Origin of the sequence: Priestia megaterium, from assembly GCF_023824195.1 — a bacterium.
Taxonomy (GTDB): domain Bacteria; phylum Bacillota; class Bacilli; order Bacillales; family Bacillaceae_H; genus Priestia; species Priestia megaterium_D.
This window is the reverse complement of sequence record NZ_CP085442.1, coordinates 3076273-3088510: the sequence shown is the minus strand read 5'-3', so window position 1 is coordinate 3088510 and position 12238 is coordinate 3076273. Positions and strand designations below refer to the sequence as shown.

11 protein-coding genes and 1 other annotated feature (1 of these 12 cut by a window edge) are annotated in these 12238 nt (G+C 38.7%); of the genes, 8 read left to right on the top strand and 3 right to left on the bottom strand.

Translation table 11 applies throughout. The features are described from left to right. Positions 1–84, top strand: a binding site (T-box leader); it begins 117 nt to the left of the window's first position. 48 nt (positions 85–132) lie between these two features. From aroC to LIS78_RS15665, 4 genes are all read left to right on the top strand, one after another. Continuing rightward, positions 133–1299 carry a chorismate synthase gene (gene aroC, locus LIS78_RS15680; protein WP_252283970.1) on the top strand — a complete coding sequence of 389 codons (1167 nt, stop codon included), beginning with the start codon at positions 133–135 and terminating at the stop codon, positions 1297–1299. A 20-nt stretch (positions 1300–1319) separates the two neighbouring features. Next, complete coding sequence (locus LIS78_RS15675; RefSeq protein WP_195782767.1) at positions 1320–2177, top strand: prephenate dehydrogenase; 858 nt, start codon at positions 1320–1322, stop codon at positions 2175–2177. A gap of 15 nt (positions 2178–2192) precedes the next feature. Beyond that, positions 2193–3464, top strand: coding sequence for a 3-phosphoshikimate 1-carboxyvinyltransferase (gene aroA / locus LIS78_RS15670; RefSeq protein WP_252283969.1), 1272 nt, complete (start codon positions 2193–2195; stop codon positions 3462–3464). Between the two features lie 141 nt (positions 3465–3605). Then, positions 3606–3851, top strand: coding sequence for a hypothetical protein (locus tag LIS78_RS15665; RefSeq protein ID WP_013057694.1), 246 nt, complete (start codon positions 3606–3608; stop codon positions 3849–3851). Between the two features lie 42 nt (positions 3852–3893). Here the strand turns inward: LIS78_RS15665 and LIS78_RS15660 are convergent, their stop codons facing one another. Then, on the bottom strand, positions 3894–5438 hold the full coding sequence (locus tag LIS78_RS15660) for an FAD-dependent oxidoreductase (protein WP_209150048.1): 1545 nt from the start codon (positions 5436–5438) through the stop codon (positions 3894–3896). A gap of 651 nt (positions 5439–6089) precedes the next feature. Between LIS78_RS15660 and LIS78_RS15655 the strand changes: the two genes are divergently transcribed. From LIS78_RS15655 to LIS78_RS15640, 4 genes are all read left to right on the top strand, one after another. Then, the gene (locus LIS78_RS15655; RefSeq protein ID WP_016764703.1) at positions 6090–7061 is read left to right on the top strand and encodes an extracellular catalytic domain type 1 short-chain-length polyhydroxyalkanoate depolymerase; all 972 of its coding nucleotides are present in this window, start codon (positions 6090–6092) and stop codon (positions 7059–7061) included. A gap of 340 nt (positions 7062–7401) precedes the next feature. Beyond that, a complete protein-coding gene (locus tag LIS78_RS15650) occupies positions 7402–7821 on the top strand; it encodes a CBS domain-containing protein (RefSeq protein ID WP_013057690.1) in 420 nt (139 codons plus the stop codon). A 179-nt stretch (positions 7822–8000) separates the two neighbouring features. Further along, positions 8001–8414 (top strand): hypothetical protein, encoded by a 414-nt coding sequence (locus LIS78_RS15645; RefSeq protein ID WP_252283968.1) that lies wholly within the window; start codon positions 8001–8003, stop codon positions 8412–8414. Positions 8415–8553: 139 nt separating this feature from the next. Further along, entirely contained in the window at positions 8554–9507 is a 954-nt protein-coding gene (locus LIS78_RS15640) for a sporulation protein (protein WP_195782771.1), read from the top strand. A 29-nt stretch (positions 9508–9536) separates the two neighbouring features. Here the strand turns inward: LIS78_RS15640 and LIS78_RS15635 are convergent, their stop codons facing one another. Both LIS78_RS15635 and LIS78_RS15630 read right to left on the bottom strand, forming a co-directional pair. Next, positions 9537–10862 (bottom strand): hemolysin family protein, encoded by a 1326-nt coding sequence (locus tag LIS78_RS15635; RefSeq protein ID WP_028409138.1) that lies wholly within the window; start codon positions 10860–10862, stop codon positions 9537–9539. A 683-nt stretch (positions 10863–11545) separates the two neighbouring features. Beyond that, on the bottom strand, positions 11546–12178 hold the full coding sequence (locus LIS78_RS15630; protein WP_195782772.1) for a spore coat protein: 633 nt from the start codon (positions 12176–12178) through the stop codon (positions 11546–11548). Positions 12179–12238 lie beyond the last annotated feature (60 nt).

The window sequence follows — 12238 nt, the reverse complement described above, 5'->3', positions numbered from 1 at the left end:
AGCGGTCAGCGGATCGTTAACAATTCGAGGTGGCAAGCAATGTTTGCAACTAGGGTGGTATCGCGAGAAAAACTCGTCCCTACGACGTAGGGGCGAGTTTTTTATTTTTTATAACAGAAAGGAATCGATAATATGAGATATTTAACAGCAGGAGAATCGCACGGACCTCAATTAACAGCGATTATTGAAGGAGTACCGGCAGGGCTTGAATTAACAGCCGAACATATTAATGAAGATTTAGCGAGAAGACAAAAGGGACATGGGCGCGGACGCCGCATGCAGATTGAAAAAGATCAAGTTCAGATTAAAGGCGGGGTTCGCCACGGTGAGACGCTTGGTTCACCCATTGCTTTAGTCGTTGAAAACAAAGATTTTACTCACTGGAGAAATATTATGGGTGCTGATCCAGTTGATCATGATGAAGAAGTAAAGCGACAAATTACAAAACCTCGTCCAGGTCATGCGGATTTAAATGGAGCGATTAAATACAGTCACAGAGATATGCGAAACGTATTGGAACGTTCATCTGCTCGTGAAACGACGGTACGAGTAGCCACAGGCGCAGTTGCCAAACAAGTACTAAAAGCTGTAGGCGTAAATATTGCGTGTCACGTGCTTGAAATCGGCGGTGTGAAAGCTGAAAAAACGGCATATGAGTCCCTAACAGAACTTCAGGAAAAAACAGAAGCGTCACCTGTTCGCTGCTTAGATGAAGAAGCGGGACAGAAGATGATGAAAGCAATCGATGATGCAAAAGAAAATGGAGACAGCATTGGTGGCGTAGTGGAAGTAGTAGTAGAAGGAATGCCTACTGCAGTGGGAAGTTACGTGCACTATGATCGTAAGTTAGATTCAAAGCTAGCTGCTGCTATTATGAGCATTAACGCGTTTAAAGGCGTTGAAATCGGCGTAGGCTTTGAAGCAGCTCGCAGACCGGGAAGTGAAGTCCATGATGAAATTCTATGGGATGAACAAAACGGCTATACGCGTAAAACGAACAATGCAGGAGGTTTAGAAGGAGGCATGACAACAGGGATGCCGATTGTGGTGCGAGGCGTCATGAAACCTATTCCTACCTTATACAAGCCGCTGCAAAGTGTAGATATTGATACAAAAGAGCCATTTGCTGCAAGTATTGAACGCTCAGACAGCTGTGCAGTACCGGCGGCAGCGGTTGTAGCAGAATCAGTGATTGCTTGGGAACTAGCATCTGCTATTATCGAGCAATTTGGGGCAGATCGAATTCAGTTAATTCAAGAAAACGTAAAAAAACATGAAGAATACGCAAAGCAATTTTAATGAATAGAGGAGAATGAAAGGTGAAAACACGTGTATTACTTATTGGCGTCGGCCTTATTGGAGGATCATTAGCGCTAGCTATGAAGAAGCATCGTCACGTCACGGTCGTTGGAGCTGATATCAATACAAATGAAGTACAATTAGCCAACCAGCTAGGTATCGTTGATTATGTAGCTGAAGATATAAAAACAGAAGCAGCCCAAGCAGATTATATCGTGCTTGCTACTCCAGTAGAGTACACGACAGCATGGATACACGACCTTTCTACTTGGAAGCTTAAAGAAACGGTTATCGTAACGGATGTCGGAAGTACCAAAGGTGAAATTATGAAAGCAGCCCAAGCGCTGAATAAGAAACGTATTTCATTTATTGGCGGGCATCCGATGGCTGGTTCTCATACGAGCGGTGCAGTCAATGCACGAGCGGATTTATTTTGTTCGGCGCGCTATGTTTTAACGCCGTTTGAAAATGAGCAAAAAGAAAAAATAGATGCGCTTATGCATTTGCTAGAGCCTACAGGTGCACAATTTGTACCGCTTGATGCAGCTACTCATGACCAAATCACTGGAGTTGTCAGTCATTTACCTCATGTGATTGCGACCAGTCTTGTAAGACAAGTCAAAGGATATTCAGCAAATAATCATCTTGTCACAGAAATGGCGGCAGGCGGTTTTCGAGATATTACCAGAATTGCTTCAAGCAATCCTCATATGTGGAGAGACATATTAAAACAAAACCGTTCTATGCTTTTAACATTGCTTGATGACTGGATGAAAGAAATGGAACAAGTAAAACTATTAGTAGAAAAAGGTGACGGACACGAGTTATTTGATTACTTTTCAGATGCCAAAGAATTTCGTGATTCGCTTCACGCATAAAAGGAGAGACAGATTGTGACAGTAAAAGCTTTACGAGGAACGATTCAAATTCCAGGAGATAAATCCATTTCTCACCGTTCCGTTATGTTTGGTTCAATCGCAGAAGGAACCACAACGATTAACGGATTTTTGCCAGGAGACGACTGCCTTAGCACCATTTGCTGCTTTCAAAAACTAGGTGTAGATATTCAGATGATTGATGAACAAAGCGTTGTGGTAAAAGGAAAAGGTATACAAGCTCTAAAAGAGCCATCTGATATTTTAGATGTCGGAAATTCGGGCACCACGATTCGTCTCATGATGGGGATTTTAGCAAATACACCCTTTCATTCAACGTTAATTGGAGACGAATCCATTGCCAAACGCCCCATGAAGCGTGTGACTGGTCCACTTCGTGATATGAATATTCATTTAGACGGCCGAAAAGACGCTAATTTTACACCGCTTGTTATTCGAGGTGGGAAAGCAAAAGGTATACACTATACATCTCCCGTTGCAAGCGCACAAGTAAAATCAGCTATTTTACTTGCTGGACTGCAGGCGGAAGGAACAACTTCTGTAACGGAACCGGCGAAATCGCGTGATCATACAGAACGTATGCTAGAGGCGTTTGGTGTTAAAGTGGAAGAAGAAGGCTTAACCGTTTCAATTGAAGGCGGTCAAACGTTAAGAGGAACGCATGTAGAAGTGCCTGGTGATATTTCGTCAGCTGCATTCTTTTTAGTAGCGGGGGCTATTATTGCAAACAGCCGCATTGAAATTCAAAAAGTTGGGATGAATCCGACTCGAACGGGTATTTTAGATGTGCTTTCAAATATGGGCGCTTCGATCGAGACAGTCAAAGAAACAAAAGAAACAGCGGAACCCTATGCAGATTTAGTTGTAGAAGCTTCTCACTTAAAAGGTACAGAAGTAGGAGGAGACTTAATTCCACGCCTAATTGACGAAATCCCAATTATTGCACTAGCTGCCACACAAGCAGAAGGAATCACGGTTATTAAAGATGCTGCAGAGTTAAAAGTCAAAGAAACAAACCGTATTGATACGGTAGTGAATGAGTTAACCAAAATGGGAGCTAACATTGAAGCAACGGAAGATGGAATGATTATTCACGGAGGTACAAAACTTCATGGGGCAAATGTAAACAGCCACGGAGATCACCGTATCGGTATGATGCTCGCTGTTGCCTCTTGTATTGCAGAAGGGGAAACAATTATTGAAAATCGTGACGCGGTATCCGTCTCTTACCCGCAGTTTTTTGCTCACTTAGAGTCTTTACAGCAGTAAATTCCCTTATTATGTTAAAATAGCAGTTTGAAAGTTATAAGGAATTTATAAAATTAAAACCAATGACTCTATATTTCGCCGGAGAAATCCGATATAATCATTACAACACCTCTAGTATTAAATAGAATTTGGTGAATGATTATGTTTTTGATGATTGTCTACATCGGGGCCATTTTATTTTTTATAAAAATGTTTATGGATCGAGATTTTATTTGGTTTTTGTTTCTATTGCCATTTTTGATGTTTGTTATGTTTTTTGAAACAGACTATCTTGATCATGTCCCTGAATCTGGAAGGTTAATTATCTTTACGTTTTCTTTTTTAGTCATTTATGCAATGGTTTTGGTGTATAATCGATACTTTAGAAAAGAAGGATGTAAAGAGTAAACTCAAATGTGAATCCATTGATAATGATAAAAAAAGCATGCCCTACGGCGTGCTTTTTTTATCGCTTGAATTGACATCCACTGGTGTAAGCGGCTTTTTAGCAGGGCCTTCTACCACAGATCCGTCGTAAGAGAAACGAGAACCGTGACAAGGGCAGTCCCACGTGCGGTCACCAGCGTTCCAATTTACTTCACATCCTAAGTGCGTGCATGTAGTATCGACGCAGTGAAGCTTCCCTTGAGGATCTTTATAAGCCCCCGTACGTTTGCTGTTTACATATACGACCGACCCTTCATCATTTTGAAGCTGATCCAGTCCTTTTTCAGGCATTGAAAACTTACCGGTAATAAAGTGTTCAGCCACATCAAGATTTTGACGAAAGAAATGCTTAAGACTAGGGTCCGCATAAAAACGAGACGGATTATACAACTCTGCATATGGGTTGTCTTTTCCGGTTATTGCATCTCGAATAATATGTGCTGCAATGGTGCTATGAGTCATCCCCCATTTTTTAAATCCGGTGGCAATAAAGATATTCGGCTTGCTTTCTTTAATGGGACCGATATATGGAATTTTATCAAGCGTAAATAAATCTTGTGCAGACCATTTGTAACGAAAATGTTGAACAGTAAAATTTTCTTCGGCGAACCTCTGAAGGGACTCATAGTGGAACATAGTATTAATTCCTTGTCCAGCTTTGTGGCCTTCTCCACCAATTAAGATGAGTTCTTCTCCGTCAACTTTTGTTGAACGCAGCGAATGAGTAGGCTGATCAGCACTTAAATACATGCCTCCAGGGTAAGCTTGTTCAACTTTTGCTGCTAGTACATACGAACGTTTGGCATACATGCGCGTATAGTAAAAGCCCGCCCCATCATAAAATGGAAAGTGTGAACACGCCACTACATATTTGCAAGAAATTCGATGTCCGTCTCTTGTGACAACGGTGGGCGACGTGCTTTCTTCTACATCCGTTGCTACGGTGTTTTCAAAAATCAATCCGCCGCTTTCTGTGAATTTTTTTACTAAATGAAGCAGATATTTTAACGGATGAAACTGAGCTTGATCTTTCATAATAGCTGCTGCTCTGATATCAAAATTAAAAGGAATCTCTGTTGCAAATTCACATGGAATATGTAGTCGCTGATAGGCTCTAAACTCTTTACGAACTCGATGATCAAACTCCAGCGTTTCTCCGTACAGGTAAGCATCTTGTACGGAAAAGTCGCAGTCGATATTTTCGGTTTGAATTAAGTCTTTCATAAACTGCAGAGCCTGTTCGTTTGCTTTATAATAAAGCAGCGTTTTCTCTTCGCCAATGTGTGAAAGCAGCTCGTCGTAAATAACGTCATGCTGAGCTGTAATCTTTGCTGTTGTGTGACCGGTTGTACCATTTAAAATATTATCAGCTTCAATTAACGCCACGTTCAGTCCTTCTTTTTGTAATAAATAAGCTGTTGTAATACCGCTAATACCGCCTCCTACTACTACTACATCAACTTTTCGATTTTCTGAAAGAGATGGGTATGTTGGAAACTTTAAATAATCGCGCCAGTAGGGCTCAGTATCCTTTGGGATATTTGCCAATTTATTCACCTCCATATGATAAGCCTTATTTTTACCATAGTTTTCTAAAAAATGTATGCAAAATAAAGGAATCTACTCTAATAGCATCTCTTTGCTATACCTATTTAAGCAAAAGGAGGGGAAAAAAGCGATTACAATCAGCCTTTGTATGATTGTTAAGAACGAAGAAGAGGTTAAACGAAAACATTTGATCTTCAAGATTCTTCTTTTTCAACGTGGCGTCCGCACCTGCAGCTTGCCGTTTGCTACGATAAACTTGGTGAATAAAAAGCAAAGTATGAAATAGTAAAGGTTACAGATTTAAACATGAAGAGCAATAAATTCATATAAATGATAGGGAGCATCATATAATAAAAGTATAGAGGCTTAATTCGGCAAAGGGTATTTAAACATCAAGGTCCAAATAAAAGGGCAAACGGCATGTTTGTCCTTTTTTCATGATTATAGTGACAATTTTCATATATAGTAATAAAGTATATATATAGCAAAAAAATCCCAAATTTCAAGAACATAAAAAACGGCTTAAACCAACACAAGTTGTACTCTTAGAGTATGTAGAACGTGCAAAAAAACGAAATAATATGTAGTATTGTAATACAGGACGTAATTGGGAAGAAAAATGAAAACGTTGACAAAAAGAGGAGGGGTACCATGTTGGGTTCACTACCTAATGTTATAAATACGTCAACGCTTGTGTCTTCAAGTGAACAACAAGAAGCGTCATCTGAATCATTTAAAACATATACTCATAAAGGAAAAAAATTCAAGGTCTATTTACCTAAATCCTATCATATTTTAAAATCTTACCCACTAATGGTTATGCTGCATGGATGTACACAAAATGCAGATGATTTTGCGATAGGCACCCAAATGAATGAGCTCGCCGACGAAAAGGAATTTATTGTCGTATATCCACAGCAGTCTTCTAACTCAAATATGAATAAATGCTGGAATTGGTTTGAACCTCTTCATCAAATTAGAGGGTTTGGCGAGCCAGCTATTATTGCAGGGATTGTAAAAAAAGTCCAAAACATGCACTTTATTCAGAAAAATAAAGTGTTTATTGCCGGTCTGTCAGCAGGAGGAGCAATGAGCATCGTTATGGGGGTAACGTATCCAGAACTGTTTGCTGGAATAGGTGTGTCAGCAGGTATCGAATATCAGGCGGCTCTTAACGTATTTAATGCGTATTCTGTCATGGCCAGTAAAGGTCCTTCCCCCGTTAAACAAGGGAGAATTGCTTATCAGCAAATGGGAAAACGGGCAAAGCCACTGCCGCTCATTGTATTTCATGGTAACGCTGATTCTACGGTAAATGTAGCCAATGCAGATCAAGTGGTTCACCAGTGGATTACAACTAATAATCTTGCTTATAACGGAAGAATAGATGGATGGATTCAAGATAGCCCGGTTAAAACGAGAGAAGAAAAAATTCTCTTTGGACGGGATTATACAACATATCGCTACGAAAGCAGTAAGGGAGAATTGGCTATTGATAAATATATTATCAATGGAATGGGGCATGCATGGTCAGGGGGAAATTCAGCGGGCAGCTATACAGATCCTAAAGGCCCCAACGCTAGTCGAATCATGTGGGACTTTTTCATGAGTCAAAAAGTATAAACAGAGCATATAATGAGGTTCAGTTGCGTTCTTATCGCAGAGAAGAAGAGCTGAAAGTAGCTCTTCCGGCCCTTATTAGTATAAAGAAGCAGCTGCAGGAACCATTATTTTAACTAGACGTGTTTTTCTAAAAATTAGGATTTGATTATTTAGAAAACGGGTACTGTAATAAAGAAAATAAGAAGCCAAAATTACATAGCTTAGGATTGACAGCTTATAGTTGTAAATGTAAGATAACTGCGAGCTGCATTTTGTATGATTAAAACATTAAAATAAGCCGAAAACTGAAAAAATAAATAGAAATTGTAAGATGAGCGGGTAAGGAAAAGGAGATTAAAAAATGAATATTGCATTTTTCTTAGTACCAAAAAGTGATGTTGTAACACTAAATATTCAATCCACGTTAAGGCAGGCTCTTGAAAAAATGGAGTATCATCGCTATTCTACAGTTCCGCTGGTTGACGATGATGGTAAATATGTGGGCGTTCTTACTGAAGGAGATCTTCTTTGGAAGTTAAAAAGCCTAGGAGACTATCGCTTTCAAGATACGGAAAATATTAAATTAACAGAGATTGACCGCTATCAAGATTATAACCCAGTTGCTATATATGATGAAGTTCAAAACATCCTTTCAAAGGCAATTGACCAAAATTTTGTTCCTGTAACGGATGATCAAGGTGTATTTATTGGAATTGTGAGAAGAAGAGAAATTCTAGAGTTTTATGCAGAAAGCGCAAGTAAAGTGAAAAATCAAATATAAAAAAAGCCATCTCTAGATGGCTTTTTTTTCTTGTCTTATCTGCCCCGTACATACTCCTAAAAACAGGCTTAGGTCATGGCCCACAGCAATGCACTTCCTTGTACTAGTTTACATAATCTATTTATATATAGGTATAAAATTGCCTATATAAATCTTATTTATAGATAAGGATGGTTTATGTGAGTTACAACAATAAAAAGAAGTGTTGCTGGTGTTCTAATCAGTATTATTACAAAACTTCTGGCTACGATCCAAAGAGTAGCCATGAAGGAAAATGCTGTCATAACGATTATAAGCATAACGATCATTGTCCTAAACATGATGATGATCATCGTTCTGGACATAAAAAATGCCATCATGGTGGAAACCATGGCGGAGGTCACGATGGTAACCATGGCGGAGATCATGGCTGTCATGGCGGAGGTCACGGCGGAAACCACGGCGGCAACCACGGCGGTAATCACGGTGGAAACCATGGCGGAGGTCACGGCGGTAATCACGGTGGTTGTCATGGCGGAGGTCATGGCGGTAACCACGGCGGTAATCACGGTGGTTGTAAAAGACGTCGCTGCTGTTGGGGCTGGGTGTTTTAATTTAATAAATAATTGAATTAAAATGAAGCGTTGATTTAGCAGAAAGAACTCAAGAAATTGAGTTCTTTTTTTGTAAGTTGAAACTTATAAACGGTATACTTCGTATATATAGTAAGAGCATTTTGGAGGAGGAAAAAAAATGTTTAAAAAAATGTTTGCTAAAATTGGAGTTGGAGCTGCCAAAGTGGATTTACGATTAAATGAAACGGCCTATACGCTCGGTCATGTAATTGAAGGAGCTATTGTCATCCAAGGTGGAAACGTTCAGCAACATATTAATTTAATTGATGTTGAATTTTGGCTTGAAGTTCAATTGAAAAGCGGTCAAATGCATACACATCGTGTGGAAAGCCTGCGCGCAGCTTCTTCATTTACAATTAATGAAGGCGAGAAAAAAGAAATTCCATTTACATATCATTTACCATTGGATCTTCCAATCTCTGCGAGCAACGTTAGCTATTTCTTTAAGACACACTTAGATATTGAAGGGGGAGTTGACTCAACAGACCGGGACCCGGTGCGCATTAAAGCTCCAAAAAGCTTATATCAGCTAGTAGAGGGCTTTGAAGCACTTGGGTTTAGAGAAAAACATCATTCAGGAAAATTTAACGGATACAAACAAGAATTTGCATTTTTTCCTACAGACTTCTTAAAGGGATATGTAAATGAGGTTGAGTTTGAGGTAGCCATTGAACGAGAAGGTATCCGCGTGCTATTGGAGCTAGATTTGCCTTCTTTCGGCCGAGAGAGGGAAATAAAAAATGAACTCTTTTTTACAAATGATGAACTAAGCCAGCCATCCACTATCGCTCGTTTGCTGGAAGAAGCGATGGAAGAGATGATGGAAAATCCTCGAGACTATGAATATTATAAGCCTTCTCACTATGATCAGCATTCACACCACCCACGTATGAGCGGGCTAGGAGGAGCAATGGGAGGCTTTGCAGCCGGTATGTTAGGCGGGCTGCTCATTGAGAATTTGATGGATGATATGTTTGAAGACTCGGCGCTTGGTGAAATTGGAGAAGATATTGAAGAAGCCGGGGAGGATCTGTTGGATGGAGATTTTTTTGATGGAGGAGACGATTGGTAAAAGGGATTTTGAATAAATAAAAAGGATGATTAATGATGATCATCCTTTTTTTCTTTCTTCTTTCTTTTTTTTACTTCTATATACTTAATGTGAAAATCCTCTATAATCAGAACTTTAAAGTAAAATTGCTCATGCTGAATGATATCATTTTTGGTCACATCAAACTTTTCGGTTAACACCCACCCGGCAATGGTATCTACTTCTTCGTCGCTAATATCTGTGCCGAGTAAATCATTTACTTGGCTAATGAGCATTTTTCCGTCAAGAATATAATGATCGTCTTTAATTTTTTGTACATAAGGAATTTCGTCCGTATCAAACTCATCTCGAATTTCTCCCACAATTTCTTCAATAATATCTTCTACTGTGACAAGCCCAGCGGTTCCGCCATACTCATCAAAAAGAATAGCCATTTGAATACGTTCTTTTTGCATCTTTACAAGCAAGTCATGAATGGGTACGGTTTCAATTACTTTAAAAATAGGCTTGACGTATGACTCTAACGTATTGGTGCCGTCTTTTTCGTTGAATACAATATCATTATAAATTTCTTTAATATTAACGAGACCGATTACTTTATCTTTATCCCCATCTTCAACAATTGGATAGCGCGTATATTTTTCGACATTTGCGATTTGCAAAAAAACCTCTACGACGTCGTCTTTGGAAGCACTCACAATTTCCGTACGAGGGACCATTACTTCTTTAGCTAAACGATCATCAAAATCAAAAATTTTGCTCATATATCGATATTCGGATTGATTGATTTCACCGCCTTCGAAGCTCTCAGATAACAAAATGCGAAGCTCTTCTTCACTATGAGCAGCTTCATTTTCTGAAATCATCGTTATACCAAAAATCTTGGTCAACATACGAGCTGATCCGTTTAATATTTTAATGAACGGATACATAAGTTTGTAAAACACGATAATCGGTTTTGCAAAGTTCAGCGTAATTTGTTCAGCCATTTGAATAGCAAACGTTTTAGGAGCTAATTCCCCCAAGACAACATGTAAAAAAGTAATAACAACAAATGCAATGACAAAAGATAAAATACCAGCAAGCGGTTCATTCGTATGGAAGGTAGTAAAAAGAGGGTGAAGCAACCGATCTAGCGTCGGTTCACCAAGCCAACCAAGCCCGAGAGCCGTGATGGTGATACCAAGCTGACAAGCGGATAGATATTCATCTAGATGCGTAATAACGTGTTTGGCAGATACAGCTTTTTTATTTCCTTCTTCTAGAAGCTGGTTGATTTTTGAACTTCTTACTTTTACAATAGCGAATTCTGTCGCTACAAAAAAAGCAGTTAATGCAATTAAAACTGCGACTAATAGTAATTTTACGGCGATCATCAAATTCACCACCTTGTACGTAAATGTATATCTTAAGTGTTAGCCAAAGTGGAGAAAACATGTATTAAATCCGGAAAAGAAAAACGCACATAAAAAAACTGCTTCTATCTTTATAAAAGAAAAAGAAGCAGTTTATTATGTTACATGTTCATTTAGGGGAATTAATCTTAACTTTACCATCATGGTCTATCACATATCGGTTCTACAGTTCAACTGACTTTTAGCAAACGTATTGCGAGCGTGTTATGACACCTCCTTTAACTGTAATCCGAGTATATATGATGCATCTCTCACTCCTTTCTATTAGTTAATTGTATTATAATACATAATTAATCAAAATACTACAAATATTCAGAAAATAATTCAAAATGCATAGTTTTTTGTCATTTTCTGAAATATATGCACAAAACGAGATTGAAACATAACAAAATCAATACAATCTAAAGACGAATAAACTGAGTAAATGATCTAGTATGGATCGTTTGGTTACACTGCTGTTGATTTCCGTGCAAGGCTACGCTTTCCCTCCCATCAACAGCTAGAAGCAACTCTAAATATATTAACATTAAACCTATATTCACCATACCAATGAAAAAATCCGAACGAATTTGGTTCTTGATTAAGGATCAAATTCGTTCGGATCTTCCTTTAATTAAAATACTTTTGTCCCAGCCTCTTTTTAATTAATGCAGCTTATGGTTATTAGGCATCTGAGGAGAGGCAGTGGCTTTTGCAAAACTTGTGATCATTTGCTGCATATCTTCTTTTGCAAGCTGCGGGACTTGATAATAATGGTGTTTATTTTGATAAAGAGAAATTTCATAAGCCATTTCAATCCAATTAGGAACACTGTCTCCGAATATTCGGCGAACAACAGGATTTGTTATTTCTAAAGCGGTCATGGTTAAAAGAGATGCTTGAGACTTAACTAGACCTAGCATATGACCTGATATGCCTTTTTCATTAATTTCCTCAACGGACTGATTCGGCTTTTTAGGCTGCGAAGGCTTTAAGCCATAAACAAAGGTATGAGACTGCTTCATGTTATATACATGTGTAGAACCGACCGGCTTTTGACCAGTAGAAAAAGCTTCTACGATTAAATTATATTCATTTAAAATAAACTGATATTGCCGATCAATGATATCAAGCAGCTCTTGTTCTTTTACATATTTCCTAAACATCATAAACTGATCCATTACGTTAATCGAGCCGGCAAGTGTTTCATGAACGTCAAATAGTTCATGCCCTCCATGGTTCAATTGTGGGGGTACAGCTCCAGTTTGCATGTTTGTAGGAAGTTCGTGATTATTCATACTAAGTCCTCCTTAAAATCGGTATCGACTATAGTCTTTAAAATTCTTCAGGTTTTATAC

Coding starts and splice junctions, on each gene's coding strand:
- LIS78_RS15640 (WP_195782771.1), top strand. CDS start 8,554: ATGTTTAAAAAAATGTTTGCTAAAATTGGAGTTGGAGCTGCCAAAGTG.
- LIS78_RS15635 (WP_028409138.1), bottom strand. CDS start 10,862: ATGATCGCCGTAAAATTACTATTAGTCGCAGTTTTAATTGCATTAACT.
- LIS78_RS15630 (WP_195782772.1), bottom strand. CDS start 12,178: ATGAATAATCACGAACTTCCTACAAACATGCAAACTGGAGCTGTACCC.
- LIS78_RS15655 (WP_016764703.1), top strand. CDS start 6,090: ATGTTGGGTTCACTACCTAATGTTATAAATACGTCAACGCTTGTGTCT.
- LIS78_RS15650 (WP_013057690.1), top strand. CDS start 7,402: ATGAATATTGCATTTTTCTTAGTACCAAAAAGTGATGTTGTAACACTA.
- LIS78_RS15665 (WP_013057694.1), top strand. CDS start 3,606: ATGTTTTTGATGATTGTCTACATCGGGGCCATTTTATTTTTTATAAAA.
- aroC (WP_252283970.1), top strand. CDS start 133: ATGAGATATTTAACAGCAGGAGAATCGCACGGACCTCAATTAACAGCG.